Source organism: Mesorhizobium comanense (assembly GCF_005503535.1).
GTDB lineage: Bacteria > Pseudomonadota > Alphaproteobacteria > Rhizobiales > Rhizobiaceae > Mesorhizobium > Mesorhizobium comanense.
Genome location: NZ_SCNN01000020.1, coordinates 1 through 24,966 on the forward strand (window position 1 = coordinate 1; position 24,966 = coordinate 24,966).

General features: G+C 63.5%; 24 protein-coding genes. 10 read left to right on the plus strand and 14 right to left on the minus strand.

Annotation, left to right across the window (positions count from 1 at the left end):
- On the minus strand, window positions 1–3,134 hold a 3,134-nt coding region (locus FFS37_RS26770), incomplete at its 3' end, for an efflux RND transporter permease subunit (RefSeq protein ID WP_171026437.1).
- Window positions 3,119–3,370, minus strand: coding sequence for a hypothetical protein (locus FFS37_RS26775; protein WP_137933982.1), 252 nt, complete (start codon window positions 3,368–3,370; stop codon window positions 3,119–3,121). The genes FFS37_RS26770 and FFS37_RS26775, both read right to left, overlap by 16 nt.
- A 245-nt stretch (window positions 3,371–3,615) precedes the next feature.
- On the opposite strand from FFS37_RS26775, the gene FFS37_RS26780 reads away from it, so the two are divergent.
- Window positions 3,616–4,206 carry a TetR/AcrR family transcriptional regulator gene (locus FFS37_RS26780; RefSeq protein WP_137933983.1) on the plus strand — a complete coding sequence of 197 codons (591 nt, stop codon included), beginning with the start codon at window positions 3,616–3,618 and terminating at the stop codon, window positions 4,204–4,206.
- A 370-nt stretch (window positions 4,207–4,576) separates the two neighbouring features.
- Here the strand turns inward: FFS37_RS26780 and FFS37_RS26785 are convergent, their stop codons facing one another.
- The 7 genes from FFS37_RS26785 to FFS37_RS26815 all read right to left on the minus strand — a co-directional run bounded on the left by FFS37_RS26785 (window position 4,577) and on the right by FFS37_RS26815 (window position 12,740).
- Complete coding sequence (locus FFS37_RS26785) at window positions 4,577–5,599, minus strand: LacI family DNA-binding transcriptional regulator (RefSeq protein ID WP_137933984.1); 1,023 nt, start codon at window positions 5,597–5,599, stop codon at window positions 4,577–4,579.
- Between the two features lie 136 nt (window positions 5,600–5,735).
- Window positions 5,736–6,527 (minus strand): ATP-binding cassette domain-containing protein, encoded by a 792-nt coding sequence (locus tag FFS37_RS26790; RefSeq protein WP_137933985.1) that lies wholly within the window; start codon window positions 6,525–6,527, stop codon window positions 5,736–5,738.
- Between the two features lie 3 nt (window positions 6,528–6,530).
- Window positions 6,531–7,517 (minus strand): ABC transporter permease, encoded by a 987-nt coding sequence (locus FFS37_RS26795; protein ID WP_137933986.1) that lies wholly within the window; start codon window positions 7,515–7,517, stop codon window positions 6,531–6,533.
- 114 nt (window positions 7,518–7,631) lie between these two features.
- Window positions 7,632–8,567: a substrate-binding domain-containing protein gene (locus FFS37_RS26800; protein ID WP_137933987.1), complete on the minus strand. Its 936-nt coding sequence runs from the start codon at window positions 8,565–8,567 to the stop codon at window positions 7,632–7,634.
- A 339-nt stretch (window positions 8,568–8,906) separates the two neighbouring features.
- Window positions 8,907–9,935, minus strand: coding sequence for an ABC transporter permease (locus FFS37_RS26805; RefSeq protein ID WP_137933988.1), 1,029 nt, complete (start codon window positions 9,933–9,935; stop codon window positions 8,907–8,909).
- Entirely contained in the window at window positions 9,932–11,461 is a 1,530-nt protein-coding gene (locus FFS37_RS26810; RefSeq protein ID WP_137933989.1) for a sugar ABC transporter ATP-binding protein, read from the minus strand. The genes FFS37_RS26805 and FFS37_RS26810 overlap by 4 nt, the downstream gene beginning before the upstream one ends.
- A 118-nt stretch (window positions 11,462–11,579) precedes the next feature.
- Window positions 11,580–12,740: a fumarylacetoacetate hydrolase family protein gene (locus tag FFS37_RS26815; RefSeq protein WP_137933990.1), complete on the minus strand. Its 1,161-nt coding sequence runs from the start codon at window positions 12,738–12,740 to the stop codon at window positions 11,580–11,582.
- Between the two features lie 298 nt (window positions 12,741–13,038).
- On the opposite strand from FFS37_RS26815, the gene FFS37_RS26820 reads away from it, so the two are divergent.
- From FFS37_RS26820 to FFS37_RS26855, 8 genes are all read left to right on the plus strand, one after another.
- Window positions 13,039–13,923: an ABC transporter permease gene (locus FFS37_RS26820; protein WP_137933991.1), complete on the plus strand. Its 885-nt coding sequence runs from the start codon at window positions 13,039–13,041 to the stop codon at window positions 13,921–13,923.
- Window positions 13,920–14,741, plus strand: a complete 822-nt coding sequence (locus FFS37_RS26825) for an ABC transporter permease (RefSeq protein ID WP_137933992.1) — start codon at window positions 13,920–13,922, stop codon at window positions 14,739–14,741. The genes FFS37_RS26820 and FFS37_RS26825 overlap by 4 nt, the downstream gene beginning before the upstream one ends.
- Window positions 14,742–14,770: 29 nt before the next feature.
- On the plus strand, window positions 14,771–15,841 hold the full coding sequence (locus FFS37_RS26830; RefSeq protein ID WP_137933993.1) for an ABC transporter substrate-binding protein: 1,071 nt from the start codon (window positions 14,771–14,773) through the stop codon (window positions 15,839–15,841).
- 206 nt (window positions 15,842–16,047) lie between these two features.
- Window positions 16,048–16,656 carry a cupin domain-containing protein gene (locus tag FFS37_RS26835; protein WP_137933994.1) on the plus strand — a complete coding sequence of 203 codons (609 nt, stop codon included), beginning with the start codon at window positions 16,048–16,050 and terminating at the stop codon, window positions 16,654–16,656.
- Window positions 16,646–17,731 carry an ABC transporter ATP-binding protein gene (locus tag FFS37_RS26840; protein WP_137933995.1) on the plus strand — a complete coding sequence of 362 codons (1,086 nt, stop codon included), beginning with the start codon at window positions 16,646–16,648 and terminating at the stop codon, window positions 17,729–17,731. Before FFS37_RS26835 ends, FFS37_RS26840 begins: the two co-directional genes overlap by 11 nt.
- A gap of 39 nt (window positions 17,732–17,770) precedes the next feature.
- Entirely contained in the window at window positions 17,771–19,198 is a 1,428-nt protein-coding gene (locus FFS37_RS26845) for an aldehyde dehydrogenase family protein (protein ID WP_137933996.1), read from the plus strand.
- Window positions 19,199–19,286: 88 nt separating this feature from the next.
- On the plus strand, window positions 19,287–19,895 hold the full coding sequence (locus tag FFS37_RS26850) for a 2'-5' RNA ligase family protein (protein ID WP_232375782.1): 609 nt from the start codon (window positions 19,287–19,289) through the stop codon (window positions 19,893–19,895).
- A 151-nt stretch (window positions 19,896–20,046) separates the two neighbouring features.
- Entirely contained in the window at window positions 20,047–20,400 is a 354-nt protein-coding gene (locus FFS37_RS26855) for a SnoaL-like domain-containing protein (protein ID WP_137933997.1), read from the plus strand.
- A 94-nt stretch (window positions 20,401–20,494) separates the two neighbouring features.
- Here the strand turns inward: FFS37_RS26855 and FFS37_RS26860 are convergent, their stop codons facing one another.
- The 3 genes from FFS37_RS26860 to FFS37_RS26870 are packed head-to-tail and all read right to left on the minus strand — an operon-like array spanning window position 20,495 to window position 21,902.
- Entirely contained in the window at window positions 20,495–20,974 is a 480-nt protein-coding gene (locus FFS37_RS26860; protein WP_137933998.1) for an SRPBCC family protein, read from the minus strand.
- Window positions 20,971–21,324: an ArsR/SmtB family transcription factor gene (locus tag FFS37_RS26865; RefSeq protein ID WP_137933999.1), complete on the minus strand. Its 354-nt coding sequence runs from the start codon at window positions 21,322–21,324 to the stop codon at window positions 20,971–20,973. The genes FFS37_RS26860 and FFS37_RS26865 overlap by 4 nt, the downstream gene beginning before the upstream one ends.
- 2 nt (window positions 21,325–21,326) lie before the next feature.
- Window positions 21,327–21,902 carry a dihydrofolate reductase family protein gene (locus FFS37_RS26870; RefSeq protein WP_137934000.1) on the minus strand — a complete coding sequence of 192 codons (576 nt, stop codon included), beginning with the start codon at window positions 21,900–21,902 and terminating at the stop codon, window positions 21,327–21,329.
- A gap of 158 nt (window positions 21,903–22,060) precedes the next feature.
- On the opposite strand from FFS37_RS26870, the gene FFS37_RS26875 reads away from it, so the two are divergent.
- On the plus strand, window positions 22,061–22,408 hold the full coding sequence (locus FFS37_RS26875; protein ID WP_137934001.1) for an ArsC family reductase: 348 nt from the start codon (window positions 22,061–22,063) through the stop codon (window positions 22,406–22,408).
- A 228-nt stretch (window positions 22,409–22,636) separates the two neighbouring features.
- Here FFS37_RS26875 and FFS37_RS26880 read toward each other — a convergent pair whose 3' ends face one another.
- Window positions 22,637–23,893: an aminopeptidase gene (locus FFS37_RS26880; protein ID WP_137934002.1), complete on the minus strand. Its 1,257-nt coding sequence runs from the start codon at window positions 23,891–23,893 to the stop codon at window positions 22,637–22,639.
- Window positions 23,890–24,882 (minus strand): LysR substrate-binding domain-containing protein, encoded by a 993-nt coding sequence (locus FFS37_RS26885; protein ID WP_137934003.1) that lies wholly within the window; start codon window positions 24,880–24,882, stop codon window positions 23,890–23,892. The genes FFS37_RS26880 and FFS37_RS26885 overlap by 4 nt, the downstream gene beginning before the upstream one ends.
- Window positions 24,883–24,966 lie beyond the last annotated feature (84 nt).

Consider the following 24,966-nt stretch of genomic DNA (forward strand, 5'->3'; position numbering starts at 1 on the left):
ATATGTTGGGAGGCGGGTTCGCCGCCTTGGCGGCGCTCCCGCAGCTGTTCGATGACCGCGTAGAAGACCGGCACGAACACCAGCGACAGGATGGTCGCGGCGACCATGCCGCCAAACACGGTGGTGCCGATCGACTGGCGGCTGGCGGCGCCAGCGCCGGTGGCGAACATCAGCGGCAGCACGCCCAGGATGAAGGCGAAAGCCGTCATCAGGATCGGGCGCAGTCTAAGCCGCGCGGCCTCCATTGACGCCTCGATGATGCTGAGGCCTTCCTCGCGCCGTCGCCTTGCGAACTCGACGATCAGGATCGCGTTCTTGGCCGCCAGGCCGATCAGCATGACGAAGCCGATCTGCGAGTAGACGTCGATCTGCATGCCGCGCGCCCAGAGTGCCGCGAACGCGCCGAACAGAGCGAGCGGCACGGCGAGCAGCACCATGAACGGCATGGCCCAGCTCTCATATTGCGCCGCCAGGATCAGGAAGACGAAGACGATGGCCAGCGCAAAGACCACCGACGCGATCGATCCCGCCTTGAGTTCCTGGAAGGTGATGCCGGTCCATTCGAAGCCGAAATCCCTGGGCAGGGCGGTGGCGGCGGCCCGTTCCATGGCGGCGACCGCCTGGCCCGACGAGAAGCCCGGAGCGGCACCGCCATTGATGGTGGCCGAGGCGTTGTTGTTATAGTGCGGCACCGTTTCGGGACCGACGAACGGCACCAGCTTTCCCAGCGTCGAGAGCGGCACCATGCCGCCCGAGGCGTTGCGCACATAGAGCCGCGAGATGTCGGCCGCACCCGCACGCGCGTCCTTGTCGGCCTGGATGGTCACGCGGAACGTGCGGCCGAACAGGTTGAAGTCGTTCACGTAGAGCGAGCCGAGATAGATCTGCAGCGTGTTGAAGACGTCGGGCAGATTGAGCCCTAGCAGCTTCGCCTTGGCCCGGTCGAGGTCGTAGTTGAACTGCGGCGTCGAGGTCGAGAATGGCGAGAACAGTTGCTGCGGATTGATCTCCGGCTGCTTGCGTGCCTCGGCGATCACGGCTTGCGTGGCGTCGTTGAGAGCGGTGCTGCCGCGGCCGGTGAGATCCTCGACCACGAATTCGAAGCCGCCCGTGGTGCCGATGCCGGGGATGGAAGGCGGATCGAAGGAAAGCGCGAAGGCTTCCGGAATCTGCATCAGCTTGCCGCGCACGTCCGAGACCAGCTTCGATGCGCTCTGGTCTGGCCCGCGCTCTTCCCAGGGCTTGAGAATGGCGAATTCGACCGCCGAGTTCGATTGCGCCGCACTGGTCAGGAAGTTCAGGCCGCTGATCGAGCCGACAATGTCGACGCCGGGCGTCGCCTGCAGGATGTCTCGCGCCTTCTGCGCCACCGCGTCGGTGCGCTCCAGCGAGGCGCCGTCGGGTAGCTGGATCACGACGAAGAAATAGCCTTGGTCCTCGACCGGGAGGAAGGTCGAGGGCAATTTCTGCCAGACGAAATAGGTGGCGACCAGCCCGGCCGCGAACAGGCCGAGCATGATCCAGCGCAAGCGGATGAGGAAGCGCACGCCATGGGCGTAGGCATGCGACAGTCTGTCGAAGCCCGTGTTGAACCAGCGGAACAGCACGAACTGCTCGCCATGGCGATGGCGCAGGAAGGCGGCGCTGAGCGCCGGGCTCAGCGTCAGCGAGTTGAAGGCCGAGATGCCGACCGAGATCGCCACCGTCAGCGCGAACTGATTGTAGAGCCGTCCCGACACGCCGGGAATGAAGGCGACCGGGATGAACACCGCCATCAGCACGGCCGTAGTGGCGATGATCGGGCCGGTGACCTCGGCCATGGCCGCCTTGGTCGCCGCGAGCGGTTTCAGCCCGGCTTCGAGCTGTCGCTCGACATTCTCGACCACCACGATCGCGTCGTCGACGACGAGGCCGATCGCCAGCACCATGCCGAGCAAAGAGAGCATGTTGAGCGAGAAGCCCATCATCTCCATGACGACGAGCGTCGCCACCAGCGACACCGGAATGGCGATGGTCGGGATGATGGTCGTGCGCCAGCTCTGCAGGAAGATGAACACCACGGCGACGACCAGCACCAGGGCTTCGCCGAGCGTGATCAGCACGTCGTGCATCGACGCCGAGACGAAGCGCGTCGTGTCGTAGTGCATGGCGTAGGACACGCCCTTGGGGAAGCGCGTGGACAGTTCCTGCATCTTGTCCTTCACGCGCTGCTGGAGGTCGAGCGCGTTGGACCCGGGCATCTGGTATACGGCCAGCACCACGGTCGGGTCCTTGCCGAAGAAGGCGGAGGACGAATATTGCAGCGCGCCGAGTTCGATGCGCGCGACGTCGCGCAGTTTGACCAGCGAGCCGGTCGCCGTGTTGGCGCGAACGACGATGTCGCCGAATTCCTTCGGATCGCTGAGGCGGCCGACGGCGTTGACCTGCATCTCGAAGGCGGTGCCGGCCGGCGCCGGCGACTGGCCGATCTTGCCGGCCGCGACCTGGACGTTCTGCTCGGCGATGGCGTTCTGCACGTCGACGGCGGTGATGCCGAGATTGGCGAGCTTGTCCGGGTCGAGCCAGACGCGCATCGAATAGCGCCGCTCGCCGAAGATCTGCACGTCGCCGACGCCCTGCAGCCGCTTCAGCGGATCGACGACCTGGAGATAGGCGAGATTGGAAAGCGCCACCGGATCGACGGAATTGTCGGGCGAGGTGAGATTGACGATCAGGACGAAGTTCGGGTTCTGCTTCTTGATCGTCACGCCGCCCTGGTTGACGATCGCCGGCAGCGAGGAGGCCGCTTGGCTGACGCGATTCTGCACGTCGACGGCGGCGGTGCTCAGGGAATAGCCGACATCGAAGGTGATGGTGATGGTCGAGGAGCCGTCATTGGAGCTCGTCGACGACATGTAGGTCATGCCCTGCACGCCGTTGATCTGCTGCTCGAGCGGCGTCGTCACCGTGTCCGCCACCACCTGCGCGCTGGCGCCCGGATAGTGGGCGCTGACCACGACCTGGGGCGGCGTGATGTCGGGAAACTGCGATACCGGCAGCAGGAAATAACAAATCGTACCGGCGAGCACCATGATGATGGCGATCGCCGAGGCGAAGATCGGACGGTGGATGAAGAAGTTTACCACGACACGCATGCCTCGCCGGCTGCTCTTGCCCGCCCGAAGGCGCTGGCAAGCCTGGACAATTGGCCGTGCCCGTCACGGGATTGCTCCCGTGACCGCAGCAGCGGCACCTCGCGCCCTTGCTCTTCGGCAAGCGAGCGAAGCATGGTCTCGAAGGCGCGGGGGTCGACCCCGTCTGCCTTCATGACCAGCCGGATCATCGGATCCCGGATGGCCTCATCTATGGTAAGATCGCGGCGCTGTGGCATTGGCCGGCTCCCTGTCTGTCGATTCGCAGCCCATGCTCGCGAACCGTTTTCATCTCTTCACCGGCCGAGGCCGCATGATTGGCAGTTTTTCCACCCGTCTCGATCTGGCAGGACCAGTTCACGGCCTTGTTATTGACGACGGATGATATAGGTGTTACCAGTAAGTAACATTCTGGAAGTTACAGACCGGTAACACCCTAGTCAAGAGGTGGCCGAGGGTTTTTTGGAAACGAAAGGAGATCATGATGACAGACGGCGTCGTGGAGCGCTCTCGTCCCCGGGATCGGATCCTGGAGACTGCGCGCGACATGTTCCACAAGCACGGCATCAAGGGCGTCGGTGTCGATGCCATCACCGAAGCCGCTGGCACGAACAAGATGACGCTCTATCGTCACTTCGAATCCAAGGACGATCTGATAATCGAGTGCCTGCGTGCCAATGCCGCCAAGGCCGGCGCGATGTGGGACACTTTCGAGACCGAATTTCCCGGCGACAAGCTCGCGCAGCTTCACGCCTGGGTTCGCAAGGCGGCTGCCATGCTCAACACCGACGGCCGCGGCTGCGACATGGCCAATGCCGCCGCCGAGCTGACCGAGCCTGACCATCCGGCGAGGCTGGTGATCAAGGAACTCAAGGAGGCTCAGCGCGAGCGGCTGGTTGGACTCTGCCGGGATGCCGGCATCGGACAGGCCGAGTTGCTCGCGGATACGCTGTCGCTGCTGTTCGAGGGCGCGCGCGTCAGCGTGCAGACCGTCGGCGCCGAAGGCCCCAGCACGCAGTTCGTGCGCATGGCCGAAGGATTGATCGTCTCCTTCCGGGGTGCCGCGGCCGGTTGAATTTCGCCGCGGCTGTTTGCGGACGGCCAGCCATCTGGGCGAGGCAGGTGCACGATTGTTGCGCGCCGCAAATACCGCAATCCGATGCGACGTCTGATGCGCTTCCGGCGGGTAGCGGCTTCGCGCTTTTCCGTGGAATTGCTTCTGGCTGAACGAAAAAAGCCCGCTGCCGGGAGGAGGTGGCAGCGGGCTCGATTTCGAATGTGGCGCGGGAGGAGGTGCACCCCATTCAGGGCCGGCATCGCATCTGGGAGGAGTAGATGGCCGACAAGGACAAACTACGGATTGCCCAACGATTCGGCAACGATGAATTGTGCATAGCAGCTGTGCAGATTTGCCGTGTCGCCATGGAAACCCTTGAGATACGGGCTCACTGTACCGGTACGTTTTCCCTGAAGATCAATCGCGGCTCGATGAACTTGCGCGTCAGATAGGGCGCCGACGAGGCGATCGAGCCGAGCAGTTGGATGACCGACTGCTCGGCGATCAGCCTGGCGTTTTGGTCGATGACGACATCGGCGAGGTCGTCGACGAGATAGCCGCGCGTTTCCCTTGTCAGATCATGGCAGATGAACACCGGCTTGCGGTTGGGCCGGGCTTCCCGGATCGCCTTGGCGACGCCGGAGCGCCCGGCGCCGACGCAATAGATGCCGAGCAGTTCCGGTTCGTTGCGCAGCGCCTTCATGGTTTCGGCATAGCTGGCGTCGGGCTCGTCGTTGATCTCGACGGCGCTGCTGACGGTGAGGTTGGGAAACTCCTCGCCGAGCACGGAACGGAAGCCCATCTCGCGCTCCTCGTGGCCGCGGTACGAGCGGGAGCCGACGACCATTGCCAGGCGCCCCTCGCGTCCGCCGAGGAAACGTCCCATCAAAAGCGCCGCCGTGCGTCCCGCCACCCGGTTGTCGATGCCGACATAGGCCGAGCGAGGGGCGGCCGGAATGTCGGATACCAGCGTCACCAAGCGGATGCCGGCCTCGACGATGTCGCGCAGGATGTTGCGCGTCCTGGGATGGTCGACGGCGATGACGCCGACGCCGTTGGCCCGCAACGACAGCTTTTCCACTGCCGTCTGCAGCGCGTTCGGCGAGATGCCGGCGAGGTTGTGGATCCGGCAGGATGCCACCAGCGGCAGGCGCGATGCATAGTCTTCGATGTGCCTGGCCAGATCCTGCATGAAGGCGTTGCTGCCGATCGGCAGGAAGAATTCGAGATTTGCCGGCTTGGAGGGAAGCGTCACCTGGTCGGCGACCGGCAGATAGCCGAGCTGCTTGGCGGCTTCCAGCACGCGCTGCCGGTTGGCGGCGCTGGCGCCCGGCCGGTTGTTGAGCACCCTGTCGACCGTGGCGGTCGACAGCCCGCAATTTCTGGCGATGTCGGAGACGGTGGCCTTCATGCCGCGACCCTATCCGTCGACGCGATGGCACGCCACACAAGTGATGTGACAGGTGATGTGATCTGAGGGGCGGGCGATCGACACCCGTCACCGTGATGTGGATCCGGTTGCTTCGACAAGGCGAATCCGCCCGTCCTCAGTGCGCCGGCTTGCCGTCGGCGACGGCGTCGCGGATTTCTTTGTCCGACATGCCGGTGATGATCCGTTCGACTTCCGCCACGGTTGTCTTCTTCGGATCGATGTCGTCGGCGACCACCTTGCCCCGGCGCATGACGACGATGCGGTCGACCACCTGGAAGACATGGTGGATGTTGTGGGCGATGAAGATGCAGGAATGGCCGGAATCGCGGGCGTTGCGCACGAAGCTCAACACGCCCTGCGTCTCGGCGACGCCGAGATTGTTGGTCGGTTCGTCGAGGATGATGAGGTCGCTGTCGAAATGCATCGCGCGGGCGATCGCCACGGCCTGGCGCTCGCCGCCGGAAAGCGAGCCGATCGGCGTCGTCGGCGGGATGTTCTTGGAAATGCCGACCTCTCTCAGAAGGTCGCGGGCAACCGTGTTCATCGTCTCCTGGTCCATGCGGTTGAGGAAGCGCGGTGGCTTGATCGGCTCGCGCCCGAGAAACAGATTGCGCGCGATCGACAGTTGCGTGACCAGCGCCGAATCCTGGTAGATCGTCTCGATGCCGTGGGCGATGGCGTCGCTGGTGCTGCGCAGGCTGACCTTCTTGCCGCGGATGAAGATGTCGCCGCTGGTCAGCGGCACAGCGCCGGAAAGAACCTTGATCAGCGTCGATTTGCCGGCGCCATTGTCGCCGAGCAGGCCGACGATCTCCTTTTCGTTGACATGGAAATTGGCGTCCACCAGCGCTTGCACGCGCCCATAGGACTTGCGGATGTTCTGCATGCGGATCAATGGCTCGGCCATGGTTCAAGTCCCTGCCTGGTGCCGGCGTTCCAGCCATGAATGCAATGCCATCATGCCAAGGATGATGGCGCCGATGAAGATGTTGTAGGCAAGCCCCGGCACGCCGATCAGCACGATGCCGTTGCGCATCACGCGCAGGATCAGGATGCCGAGCACGGTGCCGATGATGGTGCCGCGCCCGCCCGTCAGCGCCGTGCCGCCGATCACCACCATGGCGATGACTTCGAGCTCGTAGCCGGTTCCGCTGTTTGGGTTGGCGGCCGATGTGCGCAGCGAGGAGATGACGCCGGCGAGCGAAGCCATCACCGAGGACAGGACGAACAGGCCGATCTTGACGCGGCTGACATTGACGCCCCGGGCGCGTGCCGCGAGCGGATTGCCGCCGGCCGCCTGGATCCAGTTGCCGGTGCGGCTCTGGGTCAGCACATAGCCAAGGACGATCGCGGCGCCGATGAACCAGAACAGCGAGGCATAGACGCGGAACGGTCCGATGTAGAAATCGCCGACCAAGAGGTTCGCCAGCCAGCTGCCTTCGGCGCTCCAGGTGCGCTGCGGAAAGCCGTCGGTGATGAACAGGGCGGTGCCGCGTACCACCAGCAGCATGCCGAGCGTGACCAGGAAGGATGGGATCTTCAGCTGGGTCACGAACCAGCCATTGACCAGCCCGACGATCGCCGCGACCAGCAGAGCGGCAAGCAGGCCCACCTCCAGCGAGGTGACGCCGCTGTTGTAAAGCGTCCACATCAGCACTGGCGAGAAGCCGAACAGCGAGCCGACCGAGAGGTCGAATTCGCCCGATGTCATCAGCAGCGTCATCGCCAGCGCGATCAGGCCGAGTTCGACGGTGAAGGCAAGGATGTTGGAAATGTTCTGCGGCGACAGGAAGTCGGGATTGATGCCCCAGAAGACAGCGAGCTCGACGACAAGCAGCACCAGCGGACCGAATTCCGGCCGGCCGATCAGGCGTTGGATGAAGGAACGGTTTTCCATTGAACCCGCGACATGGTTGGAGCAGGCCACGATCTCCGCCGCTTCGGCGGACTGGTCGCGGCGCGGGAAAATACCTGGCGCCGCGCGATGATGCGCGGCGCCAGGGATCGCGGATTATTTTCCGGACAGGATCTTGTCGTAGACGCCGGCGGTGTCCTTTTCATAGAGCGCGCCGGTGATGACGTTGAAACCCGGAGGAATGCCTGACGCCGCCATGTTGGCGAGCGACAGCGCGACGTAGCTGGTCGCCTGCGGGTCCTGCCACTGAGCGGCGTTTACATAGCCGTTCAGCACTTCCTGCGTGGTGTCGAGCGAATTGCCCCAGCCGACGACAGGGATTTCGCCAGGCTTGACGCCGACCTGGTCGAACACGCGCTTGATCGAGCCGGTGACGAGATCGCCGAGGCCGATGATCGCGTTGACCTTGCCCTTGTGAGCGGTGAGGTAGTCGACCATGCGGTTGATCACTTCTGCCTGGTCGAGCGTGGCTTCGGTGACCTCATAGGTGATGCCGAGCGGACCGAAGACGCTCTTGATGCCTTCCTCTTCCTGCACGCCATAGGTGGCGCCGGGGATTTCGACCGGCATCCAGACGAAATCACCCTTCTTCACCAAGCCCTTGTCGACCAGATACTGCGCCCAGTGCTTGCCGAAGGTGACATTGTCGCCGCCGACATAGGCGTTGAAATTGGCCTTGGGGTCGGGTGTGTTGAAGTTGATGATCGGGATGTTGGCCGCGCGGGCTTCCTTGACGATCTCGACGAGGCTGCCCGGATCCGGGCTGGTGGTGACGATGCCGTCGGCCTTGGCGGAGAGGGCGGCGCGGACCGCTTCCTGCTGCGAGGCGACGTCGCCATTGTGGAACGAGGTGTTGACGGTGTTGCCGGTATCCTTGGCCCATTGCTTGGCGCCGGCCAGGAAATAGGTCCAGACCGGGTCGGCGGGGCCGCCATGCGAAATCCAGTAGAATGTCTTGGCCTGCGCCGCCGCCGGAATGACCGTCAGCGCGACCAGCAGGCCGTAGAGCACAAGTCTTAGTCTTGTCAGCATTTGATTTCCTCCCGGTTGAAGATGATCCGTCCCTTGTTCCGGCTTCTGCCGGATGCGTCTTTTTGCCAGCGCCGCTCGGAGCCTCAAGAGCATCCCCTTTTTCGACGGTTGGCAAGCCTCCATCTGCAGATGTAGTCGGCGCCCGACGCGGCGCCATCAGCGGTCCCATCAGATTGCATCAGCTGCGGTGATTTTCAGGGCGACCAGATGATTGGCCTAGAGCCGGATGATTTCAGGTCGGATCGACCTGAAATCTGAATCCGCCTCTAAACCAAATAGATAGAGCATGATGTCACCCGAAAACCGCTTCACACTTTTCGGCATCATGCTCTAGAGGGCTCAGCCGAGGGGATCGTCGCGACCGTATCCGGTGCGCCGTTCACGCCACAGCCGGATCAGCCGGTCGACAGCGAGGGCAAGCACGATCAGCGCACCGGTGGCGAAAGCGGCCCAGATGGCATCCACGCCAAGAAGTGTCATGGCGCTCAGTATTGTCTGCAGGACCAGCATGCCGATCGCGGCGCCGATGACACTGCCGGTGCCGCCCGAAAGTGGTGTGCCGCCGATAATGGCCGCCGCGATCGCCAGCAGCGCGAATGTGCCGCCGTCACCGGGAGCAACGGCGCCATGGGCGCCGATATGGATCACGCCGGCAAGTCCGGCCATCGCACCCATCAGCACCAGCGTCAGCACCCTGACATTGCCTGTCGGAATGCCGGCATGGGCGGCGGCTTGTGGATTGCTGCCCACGGCCTGGACCCGGTAGCCGAAACGGGTGCGGTGGAGCACCACATGCATCGCCACCGCCAACACGACAAAGATGATGCCTGTCGCCGGAACGATGACGAACGCGTTGCCCGACAGCGCGGCCAAGACATCCTGGCCCGGCGGCGCGATTGTCTGCCCCTTGCCGACGACCAGCGACAGGCCCTGGATCATCCACCATGTGCCGAGCGTCACGAGCAGGGCCGGCAGCCGCAGCGCGATCACCAGAAGGCCGTTGATCAGCCCGAGCCCGGCGCCGGCCGCGACGCCTGCCAGTGCGGCGAGCCAGGGGTTCGTTCCGGCAATTATGAGCAGGGCCGCGATGGTCGCCGCGAGATGAAACACGGCGCCGGCCGAAATGTCGATCTGGCGGGCCGCGAGCACGAACACCATGCCGATCGCCAGCAAGCCGGGAAGGGCGGCCTGGCCCAGCACCGAGAGCAGGCTGGCGGGCTCGAGGAAGGAGGGGCTGAGCCAGCCGAGCAGCGCGACCAGAACGGCGAGCGCGATGACGGCGCCCGTCTCCGCAGGCAGCCGGAGGCGGCGCCTGGGGGGATGGTTCGCCGAGCCGGCGAGCGTCGGCGCCGTATCGATCCCGGTCATGCCGCGTTCTCCTGTTTTCCCCGAAGGCGTTCGTCCGTGGGCTTGCCGGAAGCGATCAGCCTCGCAAGCATGCCGGTATCCATGTCATCGCCGGCGATTTCACCGGCCAGCTTGCCCTGATGGAAAGCAAGGATACGATCGCAAAGCCCTGTCAGTTCGGACAGCTCGCTCGAATGCAGGATGACGATGCAGCCGCTGGCCGCCATCTGGCGGATCAGGGCGTAGATTTCCTGCTTGCTGCCAATGTCGACGCCGCGGGCCGGCTCGTCGAGCAGCATCACCTGCGGGCCGATTTCCAGCCATTTGGCGATGGCCACCTTCTGCTGTCCGCCGGCTGAAAGCGACCCGGCGGGCATCTCCGGCGCGCTCCTGATGCGCAGCGCCTCGATCTGCCGCGTGGCGCGGTCGATTGCCGATCTGGGTGAATACCAGCGCGACCCCCAGCTGCGCGCGCCGACGACCACGCTTGCCATGTTGAAGGCGATGGACTTGTCGGGCATCAGCCCGCTGCCGCGATCTCCCGACACCATGCAGATGTTGCGCCGGGCCGCCTCCATCCGCGTTTTTGGCAAGCCGTCTCCATCGGGAAAACGCACCTTGCCCTGGCGCGGCTTCTTCAGTCCGAACAACAGGGCGAGCAGATCCTGTCCGGCGGTGCCGGCAATCCCGAGAATCTCGCCCGCATGTGCCGTCAGACTGGCGCTGGAAAGCAGGCCGCCGGCCAGCCCGTCGACGAATATTCGCGGCCGCAACGTGCCAGCATGCTGCGGCAAGGCCCTAAGCGGCAGCGGGAAGAGCGACTGGCGCAACTGGCCGATCATCGCCTCCTCGGAGGTCGTCAGATCCTGCCGCGCCTTGGTCAGCACGTCGCGGCCGTTGCGCATCACCGTCAGCTGATCGGCAATGGCCAGCGCATCCCCCAGCCGGTTCGACGCGTAGAGCACGCTCATCCCCTTTGCCGTCAGTCCCCTCAGCGCCGCGGAAAGCCGCTCGTTCTGCTGTTGGTCGAGTGCCGAATTCGGATCGTCGAGAACAAGCAGTCTGGGGCTCTCCAGCAGTACGCGGGCGATCGCGACAAGCTGCCGGTCGCCCGGTCCGAGGTCGCCGAGCGGGGCATGGACATCGATGGCGAGACCAAGCTGGCGAAGCAGGTCGCGGCTGCGCGCCTCCATCTCGCGCCGGGAGATCAGCCCGTTGTGAACCGGTTCGCGGTTGACGAACAGATTGGCGAGCACCGGGCGCTCAGGAAATTGTCCCGGCCGCTGCATAACCACGCCGATGCCGAGCTTTCGCGCGGCGCTGGGGCTGTCGATGATCGCTTTCTTGCCGTCGAATTCGATGGTGCCGCCGTCCGGCCGGATCATGCCCGCCAGCACCTTGACCAGCGTCGATTTGCCGGCGCCGCTTTCGCCAACCAGGGCGTGGATCGAGCCGCGCTCGACCATAAGGTTCATGTCTTCGAGCACGACCGTGCCGCCAAAGCGCTTGGCGGCGGTGCGCACGAACAATATCGGCGAATCGGACATCGCAACGGCCCCCCGACCGCATCGCGATCTTGAAGCGGATTGCGTTCGCAGTCACCCGAATTCCGCATAAAATTGTGTTGATGGCGCCCGTTCAGCGCGCCAAGGGCCGTCTATGGGATCACTGGAGCAGGCCGGCCCTGGCAAGGTCGCGCATCAGATGGCTGGCGCCGTAGGTCCAGTGCGGGCAATCCGGCGACAGCCGTACCCGGTTGACCAGCGCACCGAACTTTTCCGATGAGATGGTGACGATGTCGCCGACCTTGTGCGTGAACCCCTTGCCTTTTTCGCCGCGGTCCTTCGACGGCACGAACATGGTGCCGAGATAGAGCGCCAACCCGTCCGGATACTGGTGATGCAGGCCCATGGCCGCGGCGACCAGTTCTTCCGGCGAGCGGCTGATCTCAGCCATGGAGCTCGCGCCCTCCAGCGAAAACCCGTCCTCGCCCTCGACTTTCAGCCGCACGACGGCTTGCTTCACGTCGTCCATCGAGAAGCTGTCGTCGAACAGGCGGATGAATGGCCCGAGCGCGGCGGAAGCATTGTTGTCCTTGGCCTTGCCCAGCAGCAGCGCCGAACGCCCCTCGACATCGCGCAGGTTGACGTCGTTGCCGATCGTGGCGCCGACGATGCTGCCGGTGCTGGCGGCGATCATGGCGATCTCGGGTTCGGGATTGTTCCAGGTCGAGACCGGGTGCAGGCCGACATCGGCGCCGAAGCCGACTGAGGCCATTGGTTGGCACTTGGTGAAGATCTCGGCGTCCGGGCCGATGCCCACTTCGAGATATTGCGACCACGCACCGCGTGAAATGAGCTTGGCCTTGATCTCCATGGCTTCCGGCGAGCCGGGCTTGAGTTTCGACAGATCATGGCCGATCAGCCCGGCAATATCGGCGCGGATGGCATCCGCCTTGTCAGCCGAGCCGCGCGCCTGTTCCTCGATCACCCGCTCGAGCAGGCTGACGACGAAGGTCACGCCCGATGCCTTGACCGCTTGCAGGTCGACCGGGGAGAGGAGATAGGGTTTTGCCGGATCGCGCGTGGCCTCGAAACTGTTGGCCGCGATGTCATCGAGCGAGCCGATCGGCTTGCCCTTGGCCGTGCGCACATGCGCGGCCGGATCCTTTATTTCGCAGAGGTCGCGCATGGTCGGCGCTGCGCTCGACGTGATGTCGAAGACGGTGCCGTCGCGGACCGTGACCACCAGCGGATGCGAGGCATCGCCGCTCCTCGCGCGCCCGACAAAAAGGCCTTCGGTGGGCAGACGTGTCGGGTTGGTCATGCGGTGTTCCTCTGATCATCGAGCGCGTTTGGCGCGGCACTTTCACCGGATTCCGGCAAAACGTCTATCCCGCGATTCAAGTGCCGTGTTCTCGAGGTTCCTGCGGGGTATGGTCAGGTTCAAATTTCAAAGACGTGAAATCCAAGACAAAATTTTCATGTCCTGCGATCTGGCGCTGGTACCTTGGCTCTCAAGGCTCAAGCATCAGCAAGCCCATTCCCAAGCGGAGGATTCCGCTTGACAGTTTCACAAATATGAAAAAATCTTAGGTGGTTTCAAATTTTTGACAGGCCGGTCAATGTCGACCCTGGTTTCAGCACAAGCGTCGCAAGGCCGCTCTTCGTCGGGCTTTCGCCTCGCCATGTTGCTGCCGGGGGCACTGGTCACCTTCCTGCTGATCCTGTTTGCCCTGGCGCTGGTGATCTTTCTCGCCTTTCGCGCCAATGACGGCTCGCTGCTGGGCAACGGCTTCAGCATCGCCAATTTCACCACGGTGCTTTCCGATCCGCTCTACTGGACGGTAACGCTGCGCTCCCTGGTCATCGCCGGCCTGGTCACTCTGGCCACGGTGGTCACGGCCTATCCCGTCGCCTACTATCTGGCCTTCCACGCCGGCCGGCGGCGCGGGCTGCTGCTGTTCCTGGTGACGCTGCCGTTCTGGACCAGCTATCTCCTGCGCGTCTTCGCCTGGAAGATCGTGCTTGCCTACAATGGCGTGCTGAATTCTGCCTTGATCGAGACCGGCATCTGGTCCGAGCCGACCCTGGCCTTCCTCAACACGCCGGCGGCGGTGGTCGTGACGCTCGCCCATGCCTACGCGCCCTTCGCCATCCTGCCGATCTATGTGGCGCTCGACACGATTCCGAAATCGTTGCTCGAGGCCGCTTCCGATCTCGGCGCGCGGCCCTTCACCGCCTTTCGCCGTGTGGTGCTGCCAAACTCCATGCCGGGCGTGCTCGCCGCCGCTCTCGTCGTCTTCGTGCCGACGGTCGGCGACTACGTCACACCGGCGATGGTCGGTGGCCCGGCCAGCACCATGATCGGCACATTGATCCAGTCGCAGTTCGGCAAGGCCAATGATTGGCCGTTCGGCGCCGCCCTTTCGGTCTGCGTCATGCTGGTCATCCTCCTGGTGGTGCTGGTCGCGCGCGGCGCCGACCGCAGGTTTGGCAGCCGCACATGAACGCTCAACGCGCCAGCACGAAACAAGATGGCCGCTGGCTCGGCCTCTATGTGCTTGCCTATCTGGTGTTTCTCTATCTGCCGGTTCTGCTGATCCCGCTGTTTTCCTTCAACGATTCCATCCAGGCAGCGTTTCCGCTGCAAGGCTTCACGCTGCAATGGTATGCGACGCTCTACGGCAATCCGGCCCTGTCCGGCGCGCTTGCCAACAGTCTCGTCATCGGTGCCATCGCCGCTTCCGGCGCCACGCTGTGCGGCATTACCGTCTCCTACATGGACCTCTATGGGCGCTCGCCGCTGGCCGCCACCATCAGCGCCATCGCGCGGCTGCCGATCCTCATCCCCGGCGTGATTGTCGGCATTTCGCTCCTGATCCTGGTCAACCTGATCGGGCTCGGCCCATCGCGCGTCGCCATCGTGCTCGGCCATATACTGGTGGCGCTGCCGACCACCGTCGTCGTCATGCGCAGCCGCTTCGCCGCCATCCCCAGGACGGTCCGCGAGGCGGCGCTCGACCTTGGCGCTTCCGACTGGACGACGTTCCGGCGTGTCATGCTGCCGCTGAGTGCGCCGGCCGTGCTGTCGGCGTTCATGCTCGCCTTCCTGATCTCCTTCGACGAATTCATCGTCGTCTTCTTCCTCGCCGGCACCGAGCCGACGCTGCCGCTCTATATCTGGAGCCAGCTGCGCTTTCCCCGCTCGCTGCCGACCGTCATGGCCCTGGGGACGGTGATCCTGGCCGTGTCCTTCATCATCGCCGGCACCGCCGAGATATTGCGTCATCGCGGGCTCGGCGCCGCGCGCCGCAGTCCAGCCTGAACCACAACAACCAGAGAGGAGAACGAAAAATGGCATTCCATCTGAAATCGCTGACCGGACAGAAAGCCCGGGCCGGCCTCGCCGCGCTGGCGCTGGCGCTGTCGTCGACGGTGGCGATCGCCGCCGACAAGCTGCAATACTTCACCTGGTCGGGCTATGAACTGCCCGACTTCAACAAGAGCTTCCTTGCGGCGCATCCCGATGGCGTCGAGGCTTCCATCTTCGGCGACGACGACGACGCCTTCACCAAGGTCAAGGCCGGTTTCCGCCCCGATATCGCGCACCCCTGCTACGACAAGGTGGCGCGCTGGAACAAGGAAGGCCTGCTGCAGCCGATCGACACCAAACGCATCAAGAACTGGGATTCGATCTTCCCGGTTTTCAAGAACCTGCCCGACCTGCAGGCCGGCGACGGCAAGGTCTGGATGGTACCCTGGGACTGGGGCAACACCTCGATCCTCTACCGCACCGATCTGGTGAAGAACCCCGAGGCGAGCTGGAACCTGCTTTGGGACAAGCAATATGCCGGCCGCATGGCGACCATCGACGCCGTGCATGACACGCCGATCGTGGCGGCGCTGCTGGCGGGCGTGAACCCCTTCGACATGACGCCGGAGCAAATGGACAAGGTGGCCGAGAAGTTGCGCGAGCAGCGCCCGCTGCTGTCGAGCTACACCACCGACATGACCTCGGTCGAACAGGCATTGGCCAGCGGCCAGCTCGTCGCCGCCATGACCTGGAACGCGTCCGCGACCTCGCTCAAGAAGCAGGGTGTGCCGGTCGAGTTCATGAAGCCCAAGGAAGGCATGCTGACCTGGGCCTGCGGCTTCGTCATGCTCAAGGACGCCAAGAATGTCGACCTTGCCTATGACTTCATCAACAGCCGGCTCGATGCGGACTCGGGCAAGTTCCTGATCCAGTCCTATGGCTACGGCAGCTCGCTGAGCACCGCTTTCGCCGGCGTGTCGAAGGAAGAGCTGGACAAGCTGCAACTGCCGGCCGATCCGGATGTGATGCTGAAGAGCACCATCTTCACCGGACCGATGAAGCAGAATGACGACGTGGCCAAGATGTTCGAGAAGGTGAAGGCTGGGGGATGAACCTGAGGTCTTCCCTTCTCCCCTTGTGGGAGAAGGTGGATCGGCGCGCAGCGCCGAGACGGATGAGGGGTGCTGGCCGGAGCGCCATCGGTGTCAAGCTGGAACACCCCTCATCCGTCGCCTTCGGCGACACCTTCTCCCACAAGGGGAGAAGGGGAGCCCGTCGGCGCTGCGCCGTGCTGATATGAGACAACGAGGACGAATGCATGGATGTTACCGACGAAGCCGCCGAGAAACCGAGGGACGATGCCGACATCCGCGTCGGCCGTCGCGTGCGCGCGCTGCGGCTTGAGCGCCACCTGTCGCTGGCCGATCTTGCGGCTAAAGCCGGCATCTCCATCGGCGCGCTCAGCCAGATCGAGCGCGGCCTGTCCTCGCTGCGCGTCAAGGTGATCTGGCCGCTGGCCGCCGCCCTCGACATCGAACCGTCGGCGCTGATCGCCGACGGCGACGATGCCGTCAACGACCTCTATTGCGTGCGCGCCGACAAGCGCCGTTCGATCCCGGTCAAGTCGGAAGGCATCGCCAAGGCGTTGCTGTCACCCCCGGGCGCCACGCTGACCGGTATGTTGGTCACGGTCGAGGCCGGCGGCGGGACGGCTGAGGCCTACGCGCATGCCGGCCACGAGTTCGGCTGCGTGCTTTCAGGCGAGGTCGAGCTGGTGGTGGATTCCACGAAATACGTGTTGAAGACCGGCGACAGCTTCGCCTTCAAGAGCACGCTCCTGCACGCCTTCCACAATCGCGGCGCCAGCCAATGCCAGATCCTGTGGGTCAACACCACCAAACCTTCCGAGGTTCGCGATGGCGCTTGATCCACTTGTCCGGCTGCAGGCTGTTTCCAAGGTCTTTTCGGGCGGCATCGTCGGGCTCGACGCCATCGATCTCGACATTGTAGGCGGCGAGTTCATCACCCTTCTCGGGCCTTCCGGCTGCGGCAAGACCACCAGCCTGCGTGTCATCGCCGGCTTCGAGAACCCGTCGAGCGGCAATGTGCTGCTCGACGGTCGCGACATCACATCGCTTCGGCCTTTCGATCGGCCTGTCAATACCGTCTTCCAGGACTATGCCCTGTTCCCGCATATGAACGTCGCCGAGAACGTCGGCTTCGGTCTGTCGCTGCGGAAGCTTTCCGGCACGGAGCAGGCAAGGCGTGTCGGTGAAGCGCTTGATATGGTCGGGCTGGCAGACAAGCTTCGCGCCCGCGTCTCCGAACTGTCGGGCGGCCAGCGCCAGCGCGTTGCGCTCGCCCGCGCCATCGTCTGCGAACCGCGCGTGCTCCTGCTCGATGAGCCCTTGTCGGCGCTTGACGCGCATCTGCGCGAACAGATGCAGGTCGAACTGAAACGGCTGCAGGCACAGCTCGGCACCACCTTCGTCATGGTCACGCATGACCAGACCGAGGCGCTGTCGATTTCCGATCGCATCGTCGTCATGAACAAGGGTCGCATCGAGCAGATCGCGGCGCCGGCCACGCTTTATGACCGGCCCGCGACGCGCTTTGTCGCCTCCTTTATCGGCACGATGAACCTGCTGCAGTCGCGCTTTGTCGCCCGCGATGGCGAACGGTTGCGCTTCGCCGCTGGCGACTTGTCGCTGGACGCTTCTTCGGAGACCGGCGAGACGCCGGCCGCCGGCGACACACGCACCGTCGGCGTGCGGCCGGAGGATTTTCTGGCCGCCAGCGAAGCCGCCGAAGGAAGCGCGCCGGCGCGGGTGAGCGGCGTTGTCTTTCATGGCCGCACCCTGCGCCTTCATCTTGAACTCGGGCAGGGGACGTCGGTCATTGTCGATGCGCCGCGCCGCGCCGATGGTTTTCAATTCAGCGTCGGCGACGTGGCGCATATCAGCCTGCGCCGTGGCGCTAACTGCCCTATGCTCTCCGCATAAACTGACCGCCCATTTCCCGAAAAACCGGAGTATTTCCCTGTGAGCAATCATCTCAACTTCTTCATCGACGGCAAATGGGTGGCGCCCGTGGTGCCGGCGACGCTTGACGTCATCGATCCGTCGACCGAAGAGGCCTATACGAAAATTTCCGTCGGCTCGAAGGCCGATGTCGACAAGGCGGTTGCCGCCGCCAAGGCCGCTTTTCCATCCTTCTCGCAGACCAGCAAGGCCGAGCGCCTGAAGCTCTTGAAGCGCATTCTCGAAGTTTACAACGAACGCTACGAGGACATCGCCCAGGCCGTGAGCCAGGAAAATGGTTCGCCCATCACCTGGGCGCGCGAGGCGCAGGCCTGGGCGGGCAGGGCGCATATGGAAGCCACCATCAAGGCGCTCGAGGATTACGAGTTTTCCGAGAAGCGCGGCGGCACCCTGGTGGTCAAGGAGCCGATCGGCGTTTGCGCGCTGATCACGCCGTGGAACTGGCCGCTCAACCAGATCGTCTGCAAGGTCGCGCCGGCCATCGCCGCCGGCTGCACCGTGGTGTTGAAGCCCTCCGAGATCGCACCGATCAGCGGCATCGTCTTCTCCGAAGTCATGGAAGCCGCCGGCACGCCGAAGGGCGTCTACAACATGGTCAACGGCAACGGCCCGGATGTCGGGCAGATCATGGCCGGCCATCCCGACGTCGACATGGTGTCCTTCACCGGTTCGACCCGCGCCGGCATCATCGTCGCGCAGACCGCGGCGCAGACGGTCAAGCGCGTGGCGCAGGAACTGGGCGGCAAGTCCGCCAACATCGTCCTGCCGGACGCCGATTTCGAAACGGCGGTGCGCAAGGGTGTCGAGGGTTGCTTCGGCAACAGCGGCCAGTCCTGCGACGCGCCGACCCGCATGCTGGTGCCAGCCGCCCGCCACGACGAGGCGCTCGCCATCGCCAAGAAGGCCGCCGAGGCACACAATGTCGGCGACCCGCGCAATGAAGAGACCAAGCTTGGCCCGGTCGTCAGCGAGCTGCAGTTCAACAAGATCCAGCGCCTGATCGAAGCCGGCATCAAGGAAGGCGCCACGCTGGTCACCGGTGGACCCGGCAGGCCCGAACACCTCAATCGCGGCTACTATGTGCGCCCGACCGTGTTTGGTCACGTCACGCCGGGCATGACCATCGAAAAGGAAGAAATCTTCGGCCCGGTGCTGTCGGTCATTTCCTATAATGACGACGACGACGCGGTGAAGATCGCCAACGACACCGTCTACGGCCTCGCCGCCTATGTGCAGTCCGCGGATATCGACCATGCGCGCAAGGTGGCTGCACAACTGCGCGCCGGGCAGGTCTCCATCAACTACCCCGAGTGGGACACGTTCGCTCCGTTCGGCGGCTACAAGCAGTCGGGCAATGGCCGCGAATACGCCGATTGGGCGATCCATGACTTCCTCGAAGTCAAAGGCATCATCGGCTACGGAGCGTAAGGATCAGGCCAATCCGCGCTTGACTTGGGAATATGTTCCTGTTTTGTTCTTGTATTAGAACGAAACAGGAGCGTTCCTTGGCGAGCGTATGCGTATGTACCAGGGCGAGTTCGATTTCGGAATTCCAGAGCCGCCATGGCGGCCCAAGCAACCGGAGCGCGTCTTCTACGCCTTATTTCTACAGCAGAAAGACTATTCGCGGTTTGCGGATTGCCAAAGCCGCCTATGCGGCCAATGTGAGATAACTGGCTCCCGTCTGCTGTATCACCGGTTTCACGTCAGCCTGCAGCACGTCGGTGACTACAAGAGACTGCGAGAGAAAATCATCTTTGCAGCCGCCCGATCCGGGCGGCGCATCGTGATGTCCGAATTTGAGGTCACCTTCCGTCATTTCAGGAGCTTTCCCGGTCGCCCGGCAACGCGGGGCCGCCCGGCCAAGCATCCTTTCGTGCTTCTTGCCGATGACGGCCCGGTTTGTGAATTGAGCAGGAAACTCGGCGTTGAAATGTTGCGCGAGGGCCTCAAGGCTTCAAATGGTTTCGTTCCACATTTGACGCTGGCCTATGATCAGAAGATCATTCCCCAACAGCCTGTCGGCCCAATTAGCTTTATCGCCCGGCAGTTCGTTCTTGTGCACAGCTTGCGCGGACTGAAGAAGTACGTTTTCCCGGAATGTTGGCCGCTGAATGCGATGTGATGCGCCGGTCGCTCTGCCTCAAATCAAATCATCGTCACACGGCTACGCTATGTCCATCGTCCTGACAGCGCCTTGTCAGCTATCGACCGGCCGGCAGTGGCGCACAGACAGGCTGTTCCCTACTTGCAGCGTGTCAAAACAGGAGGAACACATGACCATCGCGGAAATTGCCAAGGATTTCACCGAGCTCCTCAAGCAGGGTGATCACGACGGTGCGGCCGAGAAATACAATGCCGACGATATCGTCAGCTACGAAGCCATGGAAGGGCCGATGGCCGTGGCTCGTGGCAAAGAGGCTCTCAAGCAAAAGAGCCAATGGTGGCAAGAGAACCACGAAGTCCATGGCGGCCTCGTCGAGGGGCCGTATCTCAATGGCGACCAGTTCGCCGTGCGCTTCAAGTTCGACATAACGCCAAAATCCACCGGCGAGCGTGTCACCATGGATGAGGTTGGCCTGTACACGGTCAAGAACGGCAAGATCACCGAAGAGCGCTTTTACTATTGAACCGGTGAACCTCACCGATCGGAGCCCGCTCTTGCCGCTCCAGGTCGGAAAACCAGGCATGATGGCCGGCCGATACCGGCCATCATGCGGCGGCTCAAATCGTCTTCACATACCGCGCAAGCTGGTCCGCGACCGTGCCCCAGCCGTCGAAGAAGCCCATCTCCTCATGGTTCCTGCGGGTGGCCTCGTCGCGATGAATGGCGGTTGCCGTGTAGCGCGTGCCCTTGCCTTCGGGCCGGAGCGAAATCACCGCGGTGATGAAGGGCTCTCCCGACGGCCGATAGCCGGGCAGCAGCGCATCGGTCCACACCAGCCGTTCGTTCGGCACGATGTCGAGATAGCAGCAATGGCGGTCGTTGACTTCCCGGCCGTCGGGTGACTGCATGCGGGTGCGGAACAGGCCGCCGGGCCTGAGGTCGATCTCGCAGTCGGTGACGATCCAGGGCTTCGGCGTGAACCATTGCTTGACATGGTGAGGTGTCGTCCAGGCCCGCCACAGCAATTCGCGCGGCGCATCGAGCACTCGCTCCAGTGTCAGGTCCAGTCTGGGGTCCGGCTTGAAGGGATAGCTCACTTTTCCTGCTCCTTGAGGGTCATGACATAGGCGTCGAACTGGTCGAGGCGGCGCTCCCACAGCGTGCGCTGTTCGGCCAGCCAGCCTTCGGCAAGCTTCAGCGGTTCGGGCGAGAGTTGATAGGTCCTGGTGCGGCCGATCTTTTCCGAACGCACCAACCCGCAGCCTTCCAGCACCTTGAGGTGTTCGATGAAGGAGGGCAGCGCCATCTCGAAAGGCTGCGCCAGTTCGCTGACCGAGGCCGGGCTCCTGTTCAGCCGCTCGACGACACGGCGCCGCGTCGGGTCGGCAAGGGCACGGAAGATGCCGTCGATTGGCGGCGTGCCCGGGTTGGCGGTCTGCAAGCCCATCGTCAGATCTCCTCGCCGCGCAGGACCTGATAGGTTAGTTCGACCGCGCCGTTGGGGAAGGACTGCGTAGCCACCAGCCGAAGGTTCGTCGCGTCCTCGGTCCGGTCGAAGAACTGCGCGCCGCTGCCCAGGATGACTGGAAACACCATCAGCCGGTATTCATCGACCAGGTCATGGCGGCGCAGCGCATTGGCCAGCGTGCGGCTGCCGCCGACGAGAATATCGCCTTTGAGGCTCTGCTTGAGCCTGGCTACGGCCGCCATCGGCTCTCCCTGCAGGACGGTGGTGTTGTTCCAGGCCGGATCTTTCAGCGTCGAGGAAACGACATATTTCGGCATGCCGTTCATGCGGTCGGCAAACCGCCCCTTATAGGTCGGCCAGGCACCGGCAAAACTTTCATAGGTCACCCTGCCGACCAGCAGCGCTTGATGATCGAGCACCTCCTTGAATTTGTGCTCGATCTGCTTGGCCTCGTGGCGCTTGCCGACCCAATTCGTGTGCCGGTAGCCGGGCTCGCCGCCCGGCGCTTCCGACACGCCGTCGATCGATATGAATTCCGCAACGACGAGCCTGCCCATGGTTTTCCTCCTCCTCATTCAATTTGACCAAAGCATTACTTAGGAAAAAACCTTAGTATTGGCAAGCGCCGAATTTGAACAATGGCGAAGCGCTGGCAAACCGGGCAGGGCGGGCCTAGGCTCGGCGGGATTCGCAATGTCATCCAAAGAGGTCAGTCGTGACGATCACCATGTACGGCATCACCACCTGCGACACGATCAAGAAGGCGCGTGTCTGGCTGGAGAGCCATGACGTTCCCTATCGCTTTCACGACTATCGCGCCGAAGGGATCGAGCCCGGCAGGTTGGACGGCTGGATCGGCAAGGTTGGTTGGGAAAAGCTGCTCAACAAGGGCAGCACGACCTTTCGCGAACTGCCCGACAAGGACAAGGCAGGGCTCGACGAGAAGAAAGCCAAGAAGCTGATGCTGGCCAAGCCGACGATGATCAAGCGGCCGGTGCTTGAGGTGGGGGACAGTGTTCTCGTCGGCTTCAAGCCGGACGTTTATGAGGCGGCGGTGAGGTGAAATAAGTCCTTCACCGTCGCGTTCCTTCGCGCCCCCCTCTGTCCTGCCGGACATCTCCCCCACGAGGGGGGAGATTGGCGGTTCCGGCGCCTCGCCTACCGTGCAACGTTGGTGATTGGCGAAAGCCCGCGTGACGTCTGATCTCCCCCCATGTGGGGGAGATGTCCGGCAGGACAGAGGGGGGCGCTGTCCCGCCGACGTCTAAAAGCCAGCGCTAAATGGAAGCCCTCAGGCCCACTCGCCCTTGCGCATGACCGGGACGCGGCTGCCGTCCTTGTTGACGCCGTCAATGTCGATCCTGTCGGAGCCGATCATCCAGTCGATATGGATAAGGCTCTTGTTGCCGCCGCGGGCAGTGATCTCGTCCTGGCTGAGCGAGGCGCCGTTGACGAAGCACTTCGAATAGCATTGACCGAGCGCGATGTGGCAGGCCGCGTTCTCGTCGAACAGCGTGTTGAAGAACAACAGCCCGCTGGCGGAGATCGGCGAGGAATGTGGCACCAGCGCCACCTCGCCGAGGCGCCGCGCGCCTTCGTCGGTGTCGAGCACCTTCTTCAGCACGTCCTCGCCTTTCGAGGCCTTTGCCTCGACGATGCGCCCACCCTCGAAGCGCACCGAGATCTCGTCGATCAGTGTGCCCTGATAGGAGAGCGGCTTGGTCGAGGAAACATGGCCCTCGACCCGTCTGGCATGCGGCGTGGTGAAGACCTCCTCGGTCGGAATGTTGGGGTTGCAGGTGATGCCGTTCTTCGCGGTCGAGGCGCCGCCCATCCACTCATGGCCGTCCGCCAGACCAACCGTCAGATCGGTGCCCGGGCCGGTGAAATGCAATGCATGGAAATTGTGGCCGTTGAGCCATTCGGTGCGGCTGCGCAACGCCGCATTGTGCGCCGCCCAGTTGCCGATCGGGTCCTCCACATCGACCCGCGACGCGGCGAAGATCGCATCGGCGAGCTTGGCCACCGCGACATCGTCGGCATCATCGGGGAAAACCTGCCTGGCCCAGGCCAGATCGGGATAGGCGACGATGTTCCAGTTGATGTCGAAGCCTGTGATCTTTTCCAGCGCCGGCTGGTAGGCCATCGAATTGGCCTTGTTGGCGCGCGCCACCTTCGCCGGGTCCTGCGCCGACAACAACGAGGGATCCTCGCCGCGCACGGCGAGCCGCGCGGCGTTGTTGGAGAAGGCCTTGGCCATGCCCTCATAGAGCCAGCCGGCGGCATGGTCGAAACCGGCCTCAGTGCCATAGCGGAAGCGCGCCAGCGTGATCTCGTCGTCGTTGAAGATCGGCGTCACCAGACCTGCGCCGGCTTTGTAGGCATGTTCGACGATGCGCCTGGTGAGCGGCAGTGCGGCGATCGAGGAGGTCAGTACCAGGTCCTGTCCGGGTTGCAATTGCAGCCCGACCTTGATGGCGACTTCCGCCAGCCTGTCGAGCTTCACCGGGTCGATCGTTGCGGAGACGCCGCGCGAATGTGTGGTCATGATCCTGCCTGCCGTAGTTTGATATCAGTCTCACCATAGACCGGCGCTCCGGTGCTTTCCACCGCCATCGCTTCGGCGCCACGCCTGGCGGCCGATCCGAATTGCGCCATCGTCGCCTCGATCTCTTCCCTGATCCAGGCCTTGAAGTGCCGGACCTTGCGGCTTTCGGGCTTTGTGGCCGAAGTCACCAGCCAGTAGCCGAGCCCGCTCTGGGCGCGGACACCGAAAGGCGCCACCAGCCGCCCGTCGGCCAGCGCGTCCGCCGTCAGCAATTGCCAGCCCAGCATGACGCCGTGGCCGGCGATCGCCGATTCCAGGCACAGCATCGGGTCGGTGAAGCGCGCGCCCTTCTGGAACGTGACCGGTGGAACGCCGGCGGCCGCGAACCAGCTTTCCCAGTTGATCATGGCGCGTTCGTCGGTGATGGCGCAGGTCTGGGCGAGATCGCCGATCGACTTCAGTTTTCGTGCAATTACGGGCGCGCAGACGGGAAAGACTTCCTGCGCCAGAAGCAGTTCCGCCTTGCCGCCGGGCCATTTGCCGTCACCAAGCCGGATGGCGATGTCGATGTCGGAGTGATCGAGGTTGGCGAGCCGCACCGAAGCATCGATGCGCAGCAGCACATTGGGATGCCGGTCGAAATGGCGTGACAATCTGGGCAGCAGCCACTTCGAGGCAAAGGCGGGCGCGGCCGAAACCACCAGCGTGCATTGGGTGGCCTCGTCGGCCAGAGCCACGGCCTGGGCGAGTTCGCGAAAGCCGGCGCCCAGGCGGGTCGCGAAGACCGTTCCGAACTCGGTCAGCACGAGGCCGCTTGCCGTGCGCTCGAACAGCGCCTGGCCAAGCTGCTTTTCGGTGCGGCTGATCTGCTGGCTGACAGCGCTGACGGAAACGTTGAGTTCGCCGGCCGCCGCTGCCAGCGATCCGAGGCGGGCGACGGCCTCGACCGCCCGAAGACCGTTGAGATGAACGCGATTGAGCATGGTCATTTCAGATTTTCTAAACCGATCCGGCCGAAATCTCAATTGAAAGACATGACCGGACGACGGATTTTATCCAAGGGAAATAGACCC

What these genes read in the sequence shown, in the direction of transcription:
- FFS37_RS26840 (WP_137933995.1), top strand. Translation starts at nt 16,646, where the DNA reads ATGGCGCTTGATCCACTTGTCCGGCTGCAGGCTGTTTCCAAGGTCTTT.
- FFS37_RS26830 (WP_137933993.1), top strand. Translation starts at nt 14,771, where the DNA reads ATGGCATTCCATCTGAAATCGCTGACCGGACAGAAAGCCCGGGCCGGC.
- FFS37_RS26865 (WP_137933999.1), bottom strand. Translation starts at nt 21,324, where the DNA reads ATGGGCTTGCAGACCGCCAACCCGGGCACGCCGCCAATCGACGGCATC.
- FFS37_RS26785 (WP_137933984.1), bottom strand. Translation starts at nt 5,599, where the DNA reads ATGAAGGCCACCGTCTCCGACATCGCCAGAAATTGCGGGCTGTCGACC.
- FFS37_RS26805 (WP_137933988.1), bottom strand. Translation starts at nt 9,935, where the DNA reads ATGACCGGGATCGATACGGCGCCGACGCTCGCCGGCTCGGCGAACCAT.
- FFS37_RS26820 (WP_137933991.1), top strand. Translation starts at nt 13,039, where the DNA reads ATGTCGACCCTGGTTTCAGCACAAGCGTCGCAAGGCCGCTCTTCGTCG.
- FFS37_RS26775 (WP_137933982.1), bottom strand. Translation starts at nt 3,370, where the DNA reads ATGCCACAGCGCCGCGATCTTACCATAGATGAGGCCATCCGGGATCCG.
- FFS37_RS26790 (WP_137933985.1), bottom strand. Translation starts at nt 6,527, where the DNA reads ATGGCCGAGCCATTGATCCGCATGCAGAACATCCGCAAGTCCTATGGG.
- FFS37_RS26800 (WP_137933987.1), bottom strand. Translation starts at nt 8,567, where the DNA reads ATGCTGACAAGACTAAGACTTGTGCTCTACGGCCTGCTGGTCGCGCTG.
- FFS37_RS26885 (WP_137934003.1), bottom strand. Translation starts at nt 24,882, where the DNA reads ATGACCATGCTCAATCGCGTTCATCTCAACGGTCTTCGGGCGGTCGAG.
- FFS37_RS26825 (WP_137933992.1), top strand. Translation starts at nt 13,920, where the DNA reads ATGAACGCTCAACGCGCCAGCACGAAACAAGATGGCCGCTGGCTCGGC.
- FFS37_RS26835 (WP_137933994.1), top strand. Translation starts at nt 16,048, where the DNA reads ATGGATGTTACCGACGAAGCCGCCGAGAAACCGAGGGACGATGCCGAC.
- FFS37_RS26870 (WP_137934000.1), bottom strand. Translation starts at nt 21,902, where the DNA reads ATGGGCAGGCTCGTCGTTGCGGAATTCATATCGATCGACGGCGTGTCG.
- FFS37_RS26880 (WP_137934002.1), bottom strand. Translation starts at nt 23,893, where the DNA reads ATGACCACACATTCGCGCGGCGTCTCCGCAACGATCGACCCGGTGAAG.
- FFS37_RS26795 (WP_137933986.1), bottom strand. Translation starts at nt 7,517, where the DNA reads ATGGAAAACCGTTCCTTCATCCAACGCCTGATCGGCCGGCCGGAATTC.
- FFS37_RS26855 (WP_137933997.1), top strand. Translation starts at nt 20,047, where the DNA reads ATGACCATCGCGGAAATTGCCAAGGATTTCACCGAGCTCCTCAAGCAG.
- FFS37_RS26810 (WP_137933989.1), bottom strand. Translation starts at nt 11,461, where the DNA reads ATGTCCGATTCGCCGATATTGTTCGTGCGCACCGCCGCCAAGCGCTTT.
- FFS37_RS26780 (WP_137933983.1), top strand. Translation starts at nt 3,616, where the DNA reads ATGACAGACGGCGTCGTGGAGCGCTCTCGTCCCCGGGATCGGATCCTG.
- FFS37_RS26850 (WP_232375782.1), top strand. Translation starts at nt 19,287, where the DNA reads ATGCGTATGTACCAGGGCGAGTTCGATTTCGGAATTCCAGAGCCGCCA.
- FFS37_RS26815 (WP_137933990.1), bottom strand. Translation starts at nt 12,740, where the DNA reads ATGACCAACCCGACACGTCTGCCCACCGAAGGCCTTTTTGTCGGGCGC.